This window comes from Marinobacter sp., from assembly GCF_041686475.1.
GTDB lineage: Bacteria > Pseudomonadota > Gammaproteobacteria > Pseudomonadales > Oleiphilaceae > Marinobacter.
In genome coordinates this window covers 1-17689 of record NZ_JAWLDU010000010.1, presented here as the reverse complement: position 1 = coordinate 17689, position 17689 = coordinate 1, and the positions used below count along the sequence as shown (strand labels likewise).

Sequence of the window (17689 nt, the reverse complement as noted above, 5' to 3'; positions counted from 1 at the left end):
TCACCTGTCTCGCGGCTGGCGGCTGTCCTTCTGGATAAGTCGCAGGCCGATGTTCGACCGGAAACACCGTTATGCTTGCAGAATTCTTACAGTACCTGTTCACCGGGATTACAATCGGTGCAACCTATGCCCTGATAGCCCTCGGTTTTACCCTGATTTATAACGCCAGCCATGTCATCAACTTCGCCCAGGGCGAATTCCTGATGATCGGAGGTATGGCGACTGTTTCGCTGATGGCCATTGGTGTACCCATGATAATTGCCATCGTTCTCGCCATTATCCTTGCCGGGGTTCTGGGTTTGGCGCTTCAGCGTTTCGCCATTGCGCCGGCAAAGCAGGCGGACGTGGTTACACTGATCATAATCACGATTGGTGCTGCCATATTTATCCGTGGCATTGCCCAGATTGTTTGGGGCAAAGGCTACCATGTGATGCAGAATTTCAGTGGCGATGAGTCCATCCGCGTGTTCGGTGCTGTCCTGAATACCCAGAGTCTCTGGGTTCTGGGCGTCGGTGCTGTTGTGGTGGTGGCCCTTGCGCTGTTCTTTACCAAGACCCTGACAGGAAAGGCCATACTTGCGACGTCGATGAACAAGGAGGCTGCCCGACTGGTTGGCGTCCGGACACAGATGGTGCTGATGCTGGCCTTCATGGTGTCTGCGGTGCTCGGCTCCGTTGCCGGTATTGTAGTTGCGCCGATTACCTTTACCTCTTACGACATCGGCATCATCCTTGGCCTGAAAGGCTTTGTTGCTGCGGCAATCGGTGGGCTTGGCAGTGGTGTGGGTGCTGTTGTCGGTGGCATTGTGCTCGGAATTGTTGAAGCGATGACGGCCGGCTATATCTCCTCCGATTACAAGGACGCGGTGGCGTTTGCCACTATTTTGCTAGTGCTCTTCTTCATGCCTCGCGGACTCTTTGGCGCCAAAGTAGTGGAGCGTGTCTGATGTTGAACCGTTTTATGCAGTCTCGTCTCCGTGGGTTGGTGGCCCTCGCGCTGATTCTTGTTGTTATTCCGGCCTTTCTGACCAACTCCTTTCAATACGGAATGGTTACACAGATTGCCATTCTTGCTGCCACGGTTGTCGGCCTGAATCTTCTGGTTGGCTTTGCCGGCCAGATCAGCCTCGGTCATGCTGGGTTCTTTGGTCTCGGTGCTTACTTCTCGGGCATTGCGACGGGAACTTATGGATGGTCCTCTGTACCGGCGCTGCTGGTGGGTGCCGCACTGGTTGGCGTTATTGCCTGGATCGTCGGGCGGCCGGTTCTGCGCCTAAAGGGGCATTACCTGTCCATGGCCACGCTCGCGGTGGGCTTCATAATCGCGATCATCCTGAACAACGAACGCGACCTGACCGGTGGCCCGGACGGCATGCCGGTACCGGCCTTTGAGATATTTGGCTGGGAATTGAGTTCTTTCGGCCGGTATTCACTGTTTGGTTTCGAGATGGAAGGTTTCGAGGCATGGTATATCTTTGCCAGTGCCGTATTGCTGGCGGCTGTCTGGTTTGCGCTCAACCTCATTGAGTCACCGATAGGCCGCGCCTTGCGCTCGGTGCACGGGTCCGAAGTCGCAGCACGTGTCGTTGGAGTCAACACTGCAAAGTATAAGAGCCTGGTGTTTGTGATTTCTGCGATCTATGCCAGCCTGATGGGCAGTCTCTACGCTCACTTTCAGGGCTTTATCACCCCGGCGGTGGCCAGCTTCGAATTTTCCATTCTCTTTATAACCATGGTTGTTCTGGGCGGCATGGGTTCCACCTTTGGTGTGATTATGGGTGCCGCGGTGCTGACCCTCCTGCCGCAGCTGCTGGCGGATTTCCAGGACCTCGAAACCGTCATGTTTGGCCTGATTCTGATGCTGACGATGATTTTCATGCCCAAGGGCCTGTTGCCCACGCTAACCGCAACCGTTTCCAGAAGAATGCGCAAGAAAGCGGGAGGTGAGGCATGACAGCGCTGGTTGAAGTAAAAGGGCTGGATAAGGCCTTTGGTGGCGTTCACGCTGTGGAAGATGTCAGTTTCAACGTGGAGGCGGGGCAGGTCTATTCGGTTATTGGTCCTAACGGTGCCGGCAAGACCACACTGTTCAACCTGATTACCGGCCTCTACGTACCCACGAAGGGTGAGGTCCGGCTGAACGGAGAGAGCACTGCCAAACTGGAGCCGAACCAGCTTGCGGAACGGGGGATGTGTCGGACTTTTCAGCAGATGCAGATCTGCATGAACATGACCGCTATCGAAAACGTGATGCTCGGCCGTCACCTGCAGCTAAAAAGCAGCCTGTTCACCACATTGTTCCGGTTACCGGCTTTGCTGAGGGATGAGAAGACTGCCTTCAAGCGCGCTGCTGAACTTATGGAGTACGTGGGCTGTGGCGAGTACGTTGGTGCAGAGGCCTCTGCGATGTCCTACGGTGCACTGAAGCGGCTCGAGATTGCTCGGGCTCTGGCGGCGGAACCTAAGGTCATTCTGCTGGATGAACCAGCAGCAGGTCTTAACGCAACAGAAACCGCAGCGTTGGAAGATCTGATCCGGAAAATTGCAGATCAGGGCATAACCGTGATGCTGGTTGAGCACGATATGAAACTGGTTATGGGAATATCAGACCGTTTGCTGGTGCTTAACTATGGTCGCGTTCTGGCCGAGGGCACGCCCAAGGAAATCCGTCAGAATCCGGACGTTATCGCCGCCTATCTTGGTGGCTGAGCAAGGAGACATTTCATATGAGCGAGCAACACACTGAAATGGCGCCTGCCCAGTCACGCAGCGAGCAGGCCGTCCGAATTATTGTTCATGAACATCAGGCGCTTTGGCGGGTCCTGGACCTGCTGGATCAGCTTCTGAGTGATATGAACCTCAACGACCAGCGGCCGGATGAGCGGCTGCTGACCACGATCTTTGATTACATTGAACACTTCTCCCAGCGGGTCCACAGTACCCCCACGGATATCGAGCTCTACAAGCGGCTCAGTGAGAAGTCCCCGGAAACGGCGCCTCTGCTTGAGAAGCTGGCAAGGGGCTACGTGATCGGGCATGAGAAGCTGGTGGAGTTGCGTGCACTGCTGGCGGACTGTGAAGAGCGCTGGCCGGAAGGCCGTGAGGATTTCAGTCATGCCCTGGCACGTCTCACAGAAGCCCTGCGCAAGCATATCCGCAAGGAAGAAGGCGTGGTTATTCCGCGGGCCCGGAAACTGCTGACCGAGGAAGACTGGCAGCAGATTATCGAAGCGCGGGATGTGGAAAATGACCCTCTGTTTGGTGAACGGGTCCGGGAAGAATTCCGGGAGTTGCGTCACCAGATTGTCAGTTATACTCCGGAAAAGTTCGGGGGGCTGGGTCTCAAACACGCAGAGCGGGTCACCGCGCCTCATGCAAAAGAGGAAATGCTGTCTATCAAGGGGCTTGTTACCTCCTATGGCCAGATCGAGGTTCTCCACGATTTGGATATCCATATCAACAGTGGCGAGATTGTCTCCCTGGTGGGTGCCAACGGCGCGGGCAAGTCCACATTACTGATGACTATCTCCGGGCTGCAGCCGGTGGACCGGGGATCAATAAGCTTCGAGGGAAAAGACCTCGGGAAAATCAGCACCGACCGGCGCGTGGCCCAGGGGATTGTGCAGGTGCCTGAAGGCAGGCAGGTGTTCAAGGACCTGAGCGTCCACGACAATCTCCTGATGGGTGCTTACACTCGCGGCAGAACTGCTGAAGTCATGGATGATATTGAGCGTATGTATACCAGGTTCCCCATCCTTCGCCAGAAGCACCATAACCTTGCCGGGGAACTTTCAGGCGGTCAACAGCAGATGTTGGCCATGGGACGGGCGCTGATGGCCCGGCCGCGACTATTGCTTATGGATGAGCCGAGTATGGGTCTTGCGCCCCTGATCGTTGAAGAAATCTTCAATATCGTCAAGGAGCTCAAGAAGGAAGGCATAACCATCTTCCTGGTGGAGCAGAATGCCTCCCAGGCGCTGGCGCTGGCTGATCGAGGCTATGTGTTGGAGACCGGTAAGGTGGTGATTGAAGGGACTGGCCGTGAGCTGCTCAGCAATGAGAAGGTTCGCGAGGCTTATCTGGGCATGTAATTGCCCTGAAGTTTCCTTGCACCAATAAAAGGGGGACAGGTCTTGCGACCTGTCCCCCTTTTATTTGCCTGACGCTTTCTCCCTGGGGTCCAGGACAGGGAGAGAGCAGGTAAGCCCGGTGTTACTCGGGCTTTTTGGCAACCAGTGTCAGGATGTCATAGCTCGCAACCATTTCGTCGTTCTGATTGTGAACCTGAACATCCCAGACCACCACACCCTGGGGGTGCCCGTCCGGAGATGTCCGACCCTGATCGATCTTGCGCTTGCAGGTCAGCCGTGCCCGGATGGTGTCTCCCGGCGCAACCGGCTCGATAAAGCGCAGGGTATCTAGGCCGTAGTTCGCCAGAACCGGGCCTTCGCCCGGATAGACGAACAGGCCTGCCGCAGCGGAAAGCACGAAGTAGCCATGGGCAATGCGCTTGCCGAACTGGGAGTTCCGCGCCGCAATTTCATCGAAATGCATGTAGAAGTGATCACCGGACAGGCAGCCGAAATTGACGATATCCGCCTCGGTCACTGTGCGTCGGTGGGTGAGCAGGGATTCGTTGATCTGCAGATCTTCGAAATGGCGGCGGAACGGGTGCACTTCGGTTTCGATCAGATTGGCACCACGCACGTACTCGCGAGTTACTGCAGCCAGCATCGTCGGAGAACCCTGGATGGCGGTTCTCTGCAGGTAATGATGGACCGCGCGGATACCACCGAGCTCTTCGCCACCGCCGGCGCGGCCCGGGCCGCCATGCTTGAGCATGGGCAGCGGCGAGCCGTGGCCGGTGGATTCCTTCGCAGCTTCTGCATCCAGCAGGTGCAGACGCCCGTGGAAGGCAGCAAGCAGGGGGGCGATCCGGCACGCAATGGCCGGATCCCGGGTGGTCAGGGTGGTGACCAGTGAGCCACGGCCTTCGGCGCACAGGGAAACCGCGTCTTCCATGGTGTCGTAGGGGATCACCGTTGCCACCGGGCCGAAGGCCTCGATGTCGTGGGCACCACAGCCATTCTCCGGGTTCCGGCACAGCAGCAGGTGCGGTTCGATGAACGCGCCTTTGTCGGTGCCTTCGCCGGTCGGCTGGAAATCGCCGGTGCCGCCGGTAACCAGTTCGCTGGTTTTCAACAATTCCTGGATGTTGGCTTTGACGTCTTCAAGCTGGTCGACGGACGCTAGGGCTCCCATGCGGACACCTTCAACCGAAGAATCGCCGACGGTAACCTTCGAAAGGCGCTCCCGGAGCTTTTCGCAGACCGCGTCTACCTGGTCTTTTGGCACCAGGACCCGTCGGATAGCAGTACACTTCTGGCCGGCCTTGGCCGTCATCTCGCGGCCCACTTCCTTTACGAAGATATCGAACTCGTCGTGCTCGGGGGTTACATCCGGCGCCAGAATGGCACTGTTCAGCGAATCCGCCTCGGCGTTGAACGGAATCGAACGGTTGATGATGTTCGGGTGATTCTTGAGTTTGCGGGCGGTTGCAGCCGACCCAGTGAATGTGACCACGTCCTGTTCTTCCAGGTGGTCGAACAGGTCGCCGGTGCTGCCGATGATCAACTGCAGGCTGCCTTCAGGCAGAGCACCGGATTCCTGCATCAGGCGCACGGCCAGTTCAGTGACGTAACAGGTAGAGGTAGCTGGCTTCACGATGGAAGGCATGCCCGCCAGGAAGGTGGGCGCGAACTTTTCCAGCATGCCCCATACCGGGAAGTTGTAGGCGTCAATGTGGACAGCCACGCCGCCCCGGGGCACCAGGATATGGGTGCCTGCAAAGTGGTTATTCTTGCCGAGCGGAGTCACCGGACCCTCGTGAACAACATTGCCGGACGGCAGTTCACGACGCCCCATGCTGGCGTAGGAAAACAGTGTGCCGAAACCGCCATCGATATCGATGCCGTTATCGCCCTTGGTGGAACCGGTATGCATCGACAGGGCGTAAAGTTCTTTTTTGTGTTCCTGGAGATACATGGCCATGGCCTTCAGGGCCAGAGCGCGCTCCTGGAAATCCATCGCCATCAGGTTCTTGCCGCCAACCTTGCGGCCGTACTCCACAGCGTTCCTGAAATCGAGGGTGTCGTCGTGGGTATGCGCCACAATCTCGCCGTTAACGGCGCTGGGCAGGGCCTTGGCGGCCTTTTCACCGACCCATTGGCCGGCAATGAAACTTTTCAGGACTGACATGGGAAACTCCATTCGTTTCTGAAACGCCAAGGCAAGCCCGGTTTTCGCGAGGCTTGCCTTGCTGGTGTCTTACTGTTTTCTGGTCGGAAACTACATCTCGTCGTAGTCCAGAACCACCTTGTCGCTGACCGGGTAGCACTGGCAGGAAAGCACGTAGCCGGCTTCCACTTCGTAGTCCTCAAGGGCAAAGTTCTGGTCCATTTCCACTTCGCCTTCCACAACCTTGGCACGGCAGGTGGAGCAGACGCCGGCCTTGCAGGAGAAGGGCAGGTCCGCGCCTTCTTCGTTGCCGGCCTCGAGAATGCTCTTGGTGTCTCGAACCAGAGGGAAAGTCAGGGAGCGGCCATCGGCGATGACGGTCACTTCGCTCACCGATTGTGGATCCACCTTGGAAGGGGCTCTGTCCTTGCGGGCCTGGGGCGCACCACCGACCGGCGTAAACAGCTCAAAGTGAACTTTGCTTTTATCCATGCCATGGCGAAGCAGGGAGTCCCTTACGTCCTCAGTCATTAGCTGGGGGCCGCAGATGAAGGCAGCGGTAAGATCCTTGGCGTTGATCCAGTGATCGAATAGGGCATCGCATTTGTCGTGGTTAATGCGCCCGTTGTACAGGTCAATGTCCTGCTCTTCACGAGTGAAGATATAAACCAGGTTCAGACGCGCCATGTACTCATTCTTAAGATCCTGGAGTTCGTCCCGGAACATCGTGCTGCTGGTGGCCTTGTTGCCGTAGAACAGGGTTACTGCGCTCTTGGGCTCGGTTTCCAGAGTGGTCTTGACGATCGACAGGATCGGGGTGATGCCACTGCCCGCAGCCACTGCCAGGTAATTACCGTCGCGCTCGGGATCCAGGTCGATGGAAAAATGGCCCTGGGGTGGCATGACTTCAAGTGTTTCGCCGGGTTTCAGCTGCTCATTGGCAAACGTGGAGAAGCGACCACCGGGAACCTTCTTCACGGCGATACGCAGCTCCTGATCGTTGACACTGCGGCAGATTGAATAGGAACGGCGCACTTCCTCGCCATCCAGTTTTGTTCTGACAATCAGGTGTTGGCCTTGCTTGTAGCTGAACTTGTCCGCCAGATTATCAGGCAGGTCAAAAGCAAGTGATACGGCGTTTCTTGTTTCAGGTCTGACCTCTTTGAGGGTCAGTGGATAGAATTTATTCATGATCGTATCGGCTCTAGATGCATTTGAAATAGTCGAATGGCTCGAGGCATTCCTTGCAACGATAAAGGGCTTTGCAGGCGGTAGATCCGAACTCGCTGACCCGCTCGGTGTCCTTGCTGCCGCAGTGGGGGCAAGCAATCACTTCCGGTTCTCCGAGCAGGCTCATCTTGCTGGAGCTGCCCTCGGGTGGCGCGATTCCGAATGCACGAAGCTTCTCTTTGCCTTCGTCTGTGATCCAGTCGGTGGTCCATGCTGGTGTCAGCACCTGATTGATTTTCGGATCCCGGAAGCCCGCAGCGCGCAGGGCTTCAGAAATCAGCTCTTCAATCAGTTCGGTAGCCGGGCACCCGGAGTAGGTCGGGGTCACATCAATGGACAGCTCTTTACCGTCCCAGTGAACCGCCCGGACAATGCCGAGCTCCACGACACTGACTGCCGGCACTTCAGGGTCTTTGACCTCTTCAAGCAGTGCCCAGATGTCGTCCTCTGTCAGCAGATTGGGGCGGGCGTTGGCCGGCACCCGATCGCTGGCAATCAGGATGTCGACCGCTGACCGGGTGTCTGAATCACCATGTTGTGGCATCGGGATAGGCCCTCTGCAGGAACTGCATTTCTGCCAGAATGAAACCGAGGTGTTCGGTGTGCTCGCCGCGCTTGCCGCCCATATACATCCAGGCGTCTTCTGAGCCCGGTGTCAGGGTAGCCTGGGTGAGCACTTCATTGACCATGCCGCGCCAGTCTCTCGCCAGCTGGTCCGGGTCCGGGCCGATGCCCGCCTCGGCCATGACACGATCCGTGTCATCAGGGGTGATCAGTTCGCCGGTAAAACGCCAGAGGATATCCACCGCGTCCTGCATACGTTGATGGCTTTCTTCAGTACCATCGCCCAGACGCTTGACCCACTCGGATGACCGGCGCAGGTGGTAGGTGGCCTCTTTCAGGGCCTTGGCTGCGATACCGGCAATGCGCTCATCGCTGGATCCGGTCAGGCTCTTGAGTGTGAAGTAGTGCCATACGTCAAAGAAGAACTGCCGGCCCATGGTGACCGCGTAATCCTCGTTGGGCTGCTCGGTGAGCAGTAGGTTGCGGTAATTGTGGGCATCACGGCGGAACGCCAGTTTGTCGGCATCGCGACCATCATCAATCAGCTCGGCGGCATACTCATACCAGTTGCGGGCCTGGCCGACGAGGTCGAGGGCAACGTTCATCAGTGCCATTTCTTCCTCAATTGCCGGCGCCTTGCCACATAATTCACTCAGGCGCTGGCCCAAGATCATGTCAGAATCTGCCAGTCGCAGCAGGTATCCCTGTAGTGCTTCTGCTTGTGTCATTGGAACCGCTCCTTACATGTGTCCGACTTCATCGGGCAGCTCGTAAAAAGAAGCGTGCCGGTAAATCTTGTCTTCCGACGGGTCGAAAAGTACTTCCTTCTCGTCGGATGCGGAGGCCGTGATGGTGTCGGAGGGCACAACCCAGATGCTCACGCCTTCATTTCGGCGTGTGTATAGGTCACGGGCGTTTTCCATAGCCATCTCGGCGTCAGATGCGTGCACGCTTCCCACGTGTTTGTGGTTCAGACCGTGCTTGGACCGCACAAAAACTTCGTAAAGGCGCCATTCAGACATGTTGTATTCCTCCGGTATCACGCGGCTTGCGCGCGCTGTTTTTGTTTTTTGGCATAGGCGACGGCCGCTTCGCGGACCCAGGCGCCCTCGTCAATTGCGTTCTTGCGAGTTTTGATGCGCTCGCGGTTGCAGGGGCCGTTGCCCTTGAGAACGTCGTAGAATTCCTGCCAGTTGATCTCACCGAAATCGTAATGGCCGGTTTCTTCGTTCCACTTCAGATCCGGGTCCGGCGCGGTGCATCCCAGGAATTCAAGCTGCGGAACCGTCTGGTCAATGAACATCTGGCGCAGCTCATCGTTGCTCTTGCGCTTGATCTTCCAGGCCATGGACTGCTGTGAGTTCGGAGACTCGTCATCGTGCGGGCCGAACATCATCAGGGCCGGCCACCATAGGCGATTGATGGCGTCCTGAACCATGGCTTTCTGCTCTTCGGTGCCTTCACGCATCATGTCCAGCAGGATCTGGTAACCCTGACGCTGGTGAAAGCTCTCTTCTTTACAGATGCGGACCATGGCACGGGAATAGGGACCGTAGGAGGTACGCTGAAGAACAACCTGGTTGACGATGGCGGCACCATCCACCAGCCAGCCCACGGCGCCCATATCGGCCCAGTTCAGGGTAGGATAATTGAAGATGCTGGAGTACTTGGCTTTGCCCTGATGCAGTTTCTCGATCTCTTCGTCGCGGTCTGCACCGAGGGTTTCCATGGCGCTGTAAAGATACAGGCCGTGGCCTGCTTCGTCCTGGATCTTGGCCATCAGCTGGAGTTTGCGCTTGAGTGTAGGCGCACGGGTAACCCAGTTTCCTTCCGGCAGCATGCCGACCACTTCGGAGTGGGCGTGCTGGGAAATCTGGCGAACCAGGGTTTTCCGGTAGCCTTCAGGCATCCAGTTCTTGGGCTCAATTTTGGTTTCGGCGTCGATCTTCTCCTGAAACTCGCGCTCTTCAGGGGACATCTCTTCTTTGGTCTTCAGGCGCTTGGCGCCGGTTTCAACGAGCTGAGCGTACATAAAATACCTCCGGATCGGGCTTGTTGTTCTGTGGCTCCATGAACATTGGCGCCCTCAGATAACATCGGAGGGCCAATGTCTCCATATTATATGATACTGAATAAATATCAAGAATAGTCTTTGTGTGTCATGTCATATCTATAAGGTTGAGCTCCGTTGCTTATAGGACTGATTTCCATGACAAAAAAAATGATACGTGACTAAACGCTATTGAGATCAGCGACGGGAAAGTAAAATTAAATCGGTAAATGTGGGGAGCTGACGGTCAGGCAGGGGGCGGAGAGCCGGTCGCAACGGTTGCGAGCCGGCTCTCTGTGAGTCATACCGTCCTAGTTTTTTCGGCGGTCAAAAACACGCTTGGCCTTGCCTTCCGAGCGCGCCAGGCGGTTGGTTTCCACCACTTCTATACGGGTACTGATGCCGATATAGGACTTGATATGATGCGCCAGTTCCTTGGCCGCCGCGGCGCGGCTTTCCGGGCTGTCGGTTGCACCGGGTTTCAGTTCGGTCCGGATATCCACGCAGTCCATGTTGCCTTCCTTGTAAACCTCGATCTCGTAGTGGGGTGCCAGGGCTTCGCACTTGAGCACCTGTTCCTCGATCTGGCTCGGGAACACGTTCACACCACGGATAATCAACATGTCATCACTGCGACCGGTAATCTTGTCGATCCGGCGCATGGGTCGCGCGGTGCCCGGCAGCAGGCGGGTGAGATCCCGCGTGCGGTAGCGCAGGATAGGCAGGGCCACCTTGGTCAGCGAGGTGAAAACCAGCTCACCGTATTCCCCATCGGGCAGAACTTCGCCGGTTTCCGGATTGATGATTTCCGGGTAGAAATGATCTTCCCAGATGGTGGGGCCGTCTTTGGTTTCGACGCATTCCATGCCTACACCGGGGCCCATGACCTCGGAAAGGCCATAGATGTCCAGGGCCTGGATGCCGAGCCGCTGCTCGATCTCGGTACGCATGGCGTTGGTCCAGGGTTCTGCCCCGAAAATACCCAGGCGCAGTGGTAGTTTGTGCGGATCAATGCCCTGGCGATCCATCTCGTCGGCAATGTTCAGCATGTAAGAGGGCGTTACCATGATGATGTCCGGCTGAAAGTCCTGGATCAGCTGGACTTGCTTCTCGGTCTGGCCACCGGACATTGGGATCACCGTACAGCCAAGGCGCTCAGCCCCGTAATGGGCACCAAGGCCGCCCGTGAACAGGCCGTAACCATAGGCAACATGAACCTTGTCACCGCGGGAGCCGCCACCGGCACGAATAGACCGGGCAACAACGTCGGCCCAGGTGTTGATGTCGCTCTGGGTGTATCCTACTACGGTTGGTTTACCGGTTGTTCCGCTAGAGGCGTGTACCCGCACCACGTCAGACATGGGTGTGGCGAACATGCCAAAGGGGTAGTTGTTGCGCAGATCTGCTTTGGTAGTAAACGGTACCTTGGCTAGGTCTTCCAGGGAGTTGATGTCCATTGGCTTCAGCCCGATGTCATCAAAGGCCTTCCGGTAGAAGGGCACATTGGTGTACGCATGAATCAGGCTCCAGCGCAGGCGCTGAAGTTGTTCATGGCGGAGCTCGTCAATACTGGCGGTTTCCATGCGGTCAAGTTTGCCGATTTTCTGCAGTGGTAAGCTCATGATTCTGTCCTGCGTTGTTCTTGTGCCGTGATGATCATCTTCTGGTGAGAGCGGCGGGATTAGTGCGCCGCATCCACCCGCTCAATTATGATCGCAATGCCCTGCCCGACACCGATACACATGGTGCACAGGGCGTAACGGGCTCTCTTGCCTGCTGCGTGGCGACGTTCCAGTTCATACAGCGCCGTAGTCATCAGCCGGGCACCGCTCATGCCGAGAGGGTGTCCGAGTGCGATGCCACCACCGTTCGGATTCACATGTTCCGCATCGTCCGGTAGCCCGAGATCCCGGGTGACCGCCAGGGCCTGTGCAGCAAAGGCTTCATTGAGTTCGATCACGTCCATGTCTGCCAGGTCCAGCCCCGCCGTTGCCAGCACCTTGCGGGTTGCCGGTGCCGGGCCAAAGCCCATGATCCTTGGCTCAACACCGACGGTTGCCATAGCAACCACTCGTGCTCTGGGCTTGAGGCCGTATTCTTTCACGGCGTCAGCACCAGCAAGCAGAAGGGCGCAGGCACCGTCGTTGACGCCCGATGCGTTACCCGCTGTCACGGTTCCGTTTTCGCGGAACGGTGTCGGCAGCTTGGCCAGTTGCTCCAGGCTGGTTTCGCGAGGATGCTCATCGGTGTCTACAACCAGCGGATCCTGCTTGCGGCGGGGGATGGTCACCGGCGTGATTTCTTCGGCCATGCGTCCGGCTGTCTGGGCCGCAGCGGTACGCTGCTGGCTGCGCAGGGCGAAAGCGTCCTGATCTTCCCGGGAAACGCCGAAATCGGCAGCCACGTTCTCTGCGGTCTCGGGCATGGAATCAATGCCATACTGTTTCTTGAGCACCGGGTTTACAAAACGCCAGCCGATGGTGGTGTCGAAGATTTCCGCCTTGCGGCTGAATGCCGACTCGGCCTTGCCCATGACAAACGGGGCCCGGGACATGGACTCAACGCCACCGGCGACCATCAGCCGGGCTTCGCCGGTGCGGATGGCACGTGCGGCGGTGCCGATAGCATCCATGCCCGAGCCGCACAGGCGGTTGATGGTGCTTCCCGGTACGTCAACCGGCAGCCCTGCGAGTAGTAACGACATGCGGGCAACGTCCCGGTTGTCTTCACCGGCCTGGTTGGCACAGCCATAAAGCACGTCATCAATTTTTGACCAGTCCAGGTCCGGGTGCCGTTCGGTCAGTGCCTTGATGGGGATAGCACCCAGGTCGTCCGCACGCACTGCGGAGAGAACACCGCCGTAGCGGCCGATGGGGGTGCGGATGGCATCGACGATGTAAGCGTCTTTAAGAAGATTGTCCGCGCTCATGAATTGTCCTCCGAATTGCGAACGGTGCCGCGAACCTCATAGGAACGGCCCCGGAACAGGGCGACCTTGCGGCCGTCCTGATTGGTTAGTGTGATGTCGTAAACGCCGGTGCGGCCGCCGCGGGCCTGCTCTTCGGCAGTGGCGGTCAGCCGGTCACCTTCCTTGGCGCCGGACATATAATCAATGCTGCAACCGGAGGCGACGGTGGCCCGGTCATAACTGTTGCAGGCGAAAGCAAAGGCGGAATCGGCCAGCGTAAACAGATAGCCACCATGGCAGGAGCCGTGGCCCTGAATCATATTGCCGGTCACGGTCATGGTAATAACCGCTTTGCCCGGGGCGACGGATTCAATGTTCATGCCCAGGTTCTGGCTGGCCCGGTCACGGGCAAACATGGCTTTCGCGCATTCCTCGGCGAGTGTTTGCGGGTCCATCTCGCTCATGAATAAAACCCCTTCTGTGCAAATGCGTTTTTCCGGAGCAGCAGGGCAGGCCGATAGCGATCTTCGGCATAGCTGTTCTGGATGTTTGTCAGCACGTTAAAGACGTGGCCTGCCCCAAGACGGTCGCTCCAGCTCAGAGGGCCATCGGGATAGTTCAGGCCTGCTTTCATGGCCAGATCAATGTCCGCCACGGTGGCAACACCATGGAGGGCGGCATCGGCGGCTTCGTTGGCCAGTGTGGCGACGGTGCGCATAACCACCAGTCCAGGGCGATCTGCTATCAGGCTTACAGCAATACCCGCTTTCTGCAGTAAAGCACAGGCACAGGAAACTGCCGCGTCTGAGCTCTGGTCTGCCGGAGCCAGAGCAAGCCGGGATGCCTTGCTGTAGTCGAATGCCAGATCAAACAGCACCAGGTTGGAGGTGCCGTTAGCCGCAGCTCGCTCGGTGGCCATGCGGCCATCGGTCAGGGCCAGAACGGCGTCACCAAAGCGAAGCTGGCCTGGGCCGTCGCGCTCGACAATGGTCAGGCCTGATTTTTTCAGGCGCTGGACGAGAGGGGCTGAAGCACCGGGGTTGCCCTCAACAATAACCACCGTTTCGTCGCGCCGGTGCTCCGGTTCTGTCTGTGGCTCCGGCTTTTCAGCCTCTTCGCCATAGGGATAGAAGCCCTGGCCGGTTTTGCGTCCAAGGCGCCCGGCTTCCACCAGGTCTTTCTGGATCAGCGACGGCAGGAAGCGAGGGTCCTGATAGTACGAATTGAACACGGAGTTGGTGACCGCATAGTTGACGTCGTGGCCGATCAGATCGGTCAGTTCGAACGCGCCCATACGGAACTGACCGGATTCGCGGATGAGGGCATCCAGCGTTGCCGCATCGGTTGCCTGTTCCTGCAGCAGGCGCAGGCTTTCCGCATAAAAAGGGCGAGCGACGCGGTTGACGATGAAGCCGGGAGTGGAGGTGGCGTAAACGGGTTTCTTGCCCCAGGCGGTTGCCGTGGCATGAACGGTTTCGGCAACGGCCTTGCTGGTTGCCAGGCCCATCACCACTTCTACCAGTGCCATCAGGGGTGCCGGATTGAAGAAGTGCATTCCCACCAGGCGCTCGGGCTTCTTCATTCCGGCGCCCAGGGCCGTGACGGAGATCGAAGAGGTATTGGTGGCGAGGATGGTATCTCCGGAACAGAGCTCTTCCAGGTTTGCCAGCAACTGGCGCTTGATTTCGAGGTCTTCGATGATTGCCTCAATCACGAGCCCGGCATCTGCCACCTCATCAAGGCTGGCGACCGGTTGGATGCGGCCGATGATGGCATCCAAGTCCTGCTGCTCCATCTTGCCTTTGTCGACACGGCGCTGAAGCTGTCTGGCAACGCCGTCGCGCCCATTCTGGGCGGCGCCTTCCCTCTGGTCATGCAGGTAGACCCGGTGGCCGGCCTGGGCTGCTACCTGGGCGATGCCGGAGCCCATGGCGCCGGCGCCGATCACGGCGATGCTGGTTTGGGTGTCGAGTGCCATGAATTATTTCCCCTTGAACGCTGGCGTGCGTTTTTCCATGAAAGCGGAGACGCCCTCACGGTAATCCACGGTGCGTCCGGCCATGCGCTGCAGATCTCTTTCAAGATTGATCTGTTCTTCAAATGTGTTGCTGGCGCTGGCATGCAGTGCGCGCTTGATCAGGGCGAGACCCTTGGTGGGCTGGGTAGCGAAATACCGGGCCAGCTTCATGGTTTCTTCCATGAGCTGCTCGTTATCCACGCAGCGCCAGATCATGCCCCAGCTCTCTGCCTGTTCGCCGCTTATCTTTTCGCCCAGGAGCGCCATGCCTTTGGCCCGGGCCATGCCGGCCACACGGGGTAAGGTCCAGGTGCCGCCGGAATCCGGTACCAGTCCCAGCTTGCAGAATGCCTGAACAAAATTGGCGGAGCGGGCGGCCAGAGTGATGTCACAGGCAAGGGCGATGTTGGCGCCGGCACCGGCAGCAACACCATTGACGGCGCAAAGGACCGGCATCGGCAGGTCCCGAAGGCTCCGCATCAGCGGGTTGTAGTAGTTCTCCAGGGATGTGCCAAGGTCTGGTGCTTCCTGGTCCGGTGATACGCTACGGTCTGCCAGGTCCTGTCCGGCACAGAAGCCGCGACCGGCACCGGTAATGACCAGCACGCGGACGGATTCGTCCTTGCGCACAGTGCTGATGGCTTCACGCATGCGCTCATGCATCTCGACATTGAAGCTGTTCAGATTGTCCGGGCGGTTGAGGGTAAGCAAAGCCACACCCTGATCGATTTCGAGAAGAATGCTCGGCTGAGTCATGGCGTTATCCTTTAAATAAAGTGGTGGATGGCTCTGTGGTAGGGACTATTGGCCCTTGAATTGAGGTTTTCGTTTTTCACGAAATGCATCAAGGCCTTCCTGGCGGTCTGCCGTACCGGCAAGCACTGTGAAGGCATGTCTTTCAAAGCGCAGGCCTTCCGCGAGGTTCATGTCATTGGCTTTACGCACTGATTCCTTGGTGAGCCGGACAGCAATAGGTGCTTTCCTGGCAACGGTGCGAGCAATCCCGATGGCTTTCTCAACGGTCAGTTCGGGCTGGCAGACTTCGCTGACGAGACCTGCCTGGAGCGCCCGCTTTGCATCGATCGACTCGCCTGTCAGCGCCATTTGCATGGCCAGGGATTCGCCAACCTTTCGTACCAGGCGCTGGGTGCCGCCAGCCCCGGGCATGATGCCGAGATTGATTTCCGGCTGGCCGAAGCGGGCATTCTCACCGGCTATCAGGATGTCGGCGTGCATGGCCAGTTCGCAGCCGCCGCCAAGTGCAAACCCGTTAACTGCTGCAATGATGGGCTTGGTGAAGCGGCCAATTCGCTCCCAGTGAGCGATCCGCGGATCTTCAAAAATGCCGACAAGATTACGAGCTGCCATTTCGTTGATATCGGCACCGGCTGCGAATGCCTTTCGGCTACCAGCGATAACAACGGAGCGAACCTTGGGGTCGGCTTCTGCGTTGTCGAGAGCCGTAGACAAGTTACCCAGCATCTCGGTATTGAGGGCATTGAGTGCGTCGGGGCGGTTCAGAGTCAGCACCAGAACCCCTTCTTCAGGTCCTTCGACGAGTAGGTTGTTTGGCATAAGCAATCCGAAGTGGCTTTATTGTTGTCTGAAGCATATTTCAGCTGCCCGGAATCAGACCTGCCATAAGGATCTGCTCCAGCCGTCAGTGATGTTGTTTGGCAATTAGTATATCTATTAATTGATACTCGTCAAGGTCCAAGTTGGCGCCATCTTGTATCACATTATTTTTTTAGGCCAAAGCTTGTTTAGTGTCTGAAAGTTATACTAATACAATGAAATTAAGCTGCGTTGTAAGCGCATTTTTGCAATGTTGGGCGGTTTGAAACCCCGGAAACTCTGTAAATGCATCCCCAATAAGAGGTAGAGTAATGAGCAAAGTGAATCAGAATTTATGATCGCATTCTGAGCTTGTTAGTGATGGAGAAAAATATGCCTAGTTACAGTATTGAAGGCGTTCAGCCAGTCGTGCATCCGTCTGCGTATGTCCACCCAACCGCCATTCTGATCGGAGATGTGTGGATTGGCCCAGACTGTTACGTTGGCCCGGCAGCCTCTTTGCGCGGCGACTTCGGTCGCATCGTGTTAAGGGAAGGGGCAAATATTCAGGATACCTGCGTTGCACACGCTTTTCCGGGTAAGGATGTGGTGGTCGAGAAGGACGGGCACGTTGGACATGGCGCCATTCTTCACGGGTGCACCGTGGGAGAGGGGGCAATGGTAGGAATGAATGCAGTGGTCATGGACGAGGCCGTCATCGCACCCCGCTCCATTGTTGGTGCCGGCGCTCTGGTTAAAGCCGGTTTTAAGTGCGAGCCTGCCTCATTGGTGGTAGGTACACCGGCCAAGGTGTTGCGGACGTTAAGTGATAATGAAGTAGCCTGGAAAGCAGAAGGAACGAAAGAATACCAGAGGCTGACTAGGCGTTGCTTTGAAAGCCTGGTGGAATGCCAGCCGCTGGAAGAGGCGGATTCTGATCGGCCCGGAGTTGATGCTGGCAGTTACCAGCCCAAGCACCGAACCTGATGGGATAAAACTGGTTGCCCCGCACTACCATTTAATGCTTCAGGCTGCCATTTCCGACTTGCACGCATCAATGATGATGCGGGCGAAGTGGTCCGGAGAATCTTCCTGCAGGAAATGGCCGCCACGCAGCGTAATGTGAGGT

17 protein-coding genes and 1 pseudogene are annotated in these 17689 nt (G+C 57.4%); 6 read left to right on the top strand and 12 right to left on the bottom strand.

Annotated elements, in window-relative coordinates:
- Positions 1-71: 71 nt before the first annotated feature.
- From ACESMB_RS04030 to ACESMB_RS04010, 5 genes and pseudogenes are all read left to right on the top strand, one after another.
- On the top strand, positions 72-947 hold the full coding sequence (locus ACESMB_RS04030) for a branched-chain amino acid ABC transporter permease (RefSeq protein WP_372970965.1): 876 nt from the start codon (positions 72-74) through the stop codon (positions 945-947).
- Positions 947-1954: a branched-chain amino acid ABC transporter permease gene (locus ACESMB_RS04025; RefSeq protein WP_372970964.1), complete on the top strand. Its 1008-nt coding sequence runs from the start codon at positions 947-949 to the stop codon at positions 1952-1954. Before ACESMB_RS04030 ends, ACESMB_RS04025 begins: the two co-directional genes overlap by 1 nt.
- Positions 1951-2709 carry an ABC transporter ATP-binding protein gene (locus tag ACESMB_RS04020; protein WP_372970963.1) on the top strand — a complete coding sequence of 253 codons (759 nt, stop codon included), beginning with the start codon at positions 1951-1953 and terminating at the stop codon, positions 2707-2709. The genes ACESMB_RS04025 and ACESMB_RS04020 overlap by 4 nt, the downstream gene beginning before the upstream one ends.
- Positions 2710-2726: 17 nt before the next feature.
- Positions 2727-3176, top strand: a pseudogene (locus ACESMB_RS04015) (hemerythrin domain-containing protein); the annotation flags it as partial.
- Between the two features lie 210 nt (positions 3177-3386).
- Positions 3387-4091 carry an ABC transporter ATP-binding protein gene (locus ACESMB_RS04010; RefSeq protein WP_372970979.1) on the top strand — a complete coding sequence of 235 codons (705 nt, stop codon included), beginning with the start codon at positions 3387-3389 and terminating at the stop codon, positions 4089-4091.
- Positions 4092-4212: 121 nt separating this feature from the next.
- Here ACESMB_RS04010 and paaZ read toward each other — a convergent pair whose 3' ends face one another.
- The 12 genes from paaZ to paaF all read right to left on the bottom strand — a co-directional run bounded on the left by paaZ (position 4213) and on the right by paaF (position 16581).
- Complete coding sequence (gene paaZ, locus ACESMB_RS04005) at positions 4213-6258, bottom strand: phenylacetic acid degradation bifunctional protein PaaZ (protein WP_372970962.1); 2046 nt, start codon at positions 6256-6258, stop codon at positions 4213-4215.
- A gap of 90 nt (positions 6259-6348) precedes the next feature.
- Positions 6349-7428, bottom strand: coding sequence for a 1,2-phenylacetyl-CoA epoxidase subunit PaaE (gene paaE, locus ACESMB_RS04000; protein WP_372970961.1), 1080 nt, complete (start codon positions 7426-7428; stop codon positions 6349-6351).
- A gap of 13 nt (positions 7429-7441) precedes the next feature.
- The gene (gene paaD, locus ACESMB_RS03995) at positions 7442-8011 is read right to left on the bottom strand and encodes a 1,2-phenylacetyl-CoA epoxidase subunit PaaD (protein ID WP_372970960.1); all 570 of its coding nucleotides are present in this window, start codon (positions 8009-8011) and stop codon (positions 7442-7444) included.
- Entirely contained in the window at positions 7995-8759 is a 765-nt protein-coding gene (gene paaC, locus ACESMB_RS03990; RefSeq protein WP_372970959.1) for a 1,2-phenylacetyl-CoA epoxidase subunit PaaC, read from the bottom strand. Before paaC ends, paaD begins: the two co-directional genes overlap by 17 nt.
- A gap of 12 nt (positions 8760-8771) precedes the next feature.
- Positions 8772-9053, bottom strand: coding sequence for a 1,2-phenylacetyl-CoA epoxidase subunit PaaB (gene paaB, locus ACESMB_RS03985; RefSeq protein ID WP_027831090.1), 282 nt, complete (start codon positions 9051-9053; stop codon positions 8772-8774).
- Between the two features lie 17 nt (positions 9054-9070).
- The gene (gene paaA, locus ACESMB_RS03980) at positions 9071-10063 is read right to left on the bottom strand and encodes a 1,2-phenylacetyl-CoA epoxidase subunit PaaA (protein WP_372970958.1); all 993 of its coding nucleotides are present in this window, start codon (positions 10061-10063) and stop codon (positions 9071-9073) included.
- Positions 10064-10392: 329 nt separating this feature from the next.
- Positions 10393-11703, bottom strand: a complete 1311-nt coding sequence (gene paaK, locus ACESMB_RS03975) for a phenylacetate--CoA ligase PaaK (protein WP_372970957.1) — start codon at positions 11701-11703, stop codon at positions 10393-10395.
- A 59-nt stretch (positions 11704-11762) separates the two neighbouring features.
- On the bottom strand, positions 11763-13010 hold the full coding sequence (gene pcaF / locus ACESMB_RS03970; protein WP_372970956.1) for a 3-oxoadipyl-CoA thiolase: 1248 nt from the start codon (positions 13008-13010) through the stop codon (positions 11763-11765).
- Positions 13007-13453 carry a hydroxyphenylacetyl-CoA thioesterase PaaI gene (gene paaI, locus ACESMB_RS03965; RefSeq protein ID WP_372970955.1) on the bottom strand — a complete coding sequence of 149 codons (447 nt, stop codon included), beginning with the start codon at positions 13451-13453 and terminating at the stop codon, positions 13007-13009. The genes pcaF and paaI overlap by 4 nt, the downstream gene beginning before the upstream one ends.
- Positions 13450-14967, bottom strand: coding sequence for a 3-hydroxyacyl-CoA dehydrogenase PaaH (paaH, locus tag ACESMB_RS03960; RefSeq protein ID WP_372970954.1), 1518 nt, complete (start codon positions 14965-14967; stop codon positions 13450-13452). Before paaH ends, paaI begins: the two co-directional genes overlap by 4 nt.
- Before the next feature lie 3 nt (positions 14968-14970).
- Positions 14971-15762, bottom strand: coding sequence for a 2-(1,2-epoxy-1,2-dihydrophenyl)acetyl-CoA isomerase PaaG (gene paaG / locus ACESMB_RS03955; RefSeq protein ID WP_372970953.1), 792 nt, complete (start codon positions 15760-15762; stop codon positions 14971-14973).
- A gap of 45 nt (positions 15763-15807) precedes the next feature.
- A complete protein-coding gene (gene paaF / locus ACESMB_RS03950) occupies positions 15808-16581 on the bottom strand; it encodes a 2,3-dehydroadipyl-CoA hydratase PaaF (protein WP_372970952.1) in 774 nt (257 codons plus the stop codon).
- Positions 16582-16953: 372 nt separating this feature from the next.
- Between paaF and ACESMB_RS03945 the strand changes: the two genes are divergently transcribed.
- Positions 16954-17547 carry a phenylacetic acid degradation protein PaaY gene (locus ACESMB_RS03945; protein WP_372970951.1) on the top strand — a complete coding sequence of 198 codons (594 nt, stop codon included), beginning with the start codon at positions 16954-16956 and terminating at the stop codon, positions 17545-17547.
- Positions 17548-17689: the final 142 nt, after the last annotated feature.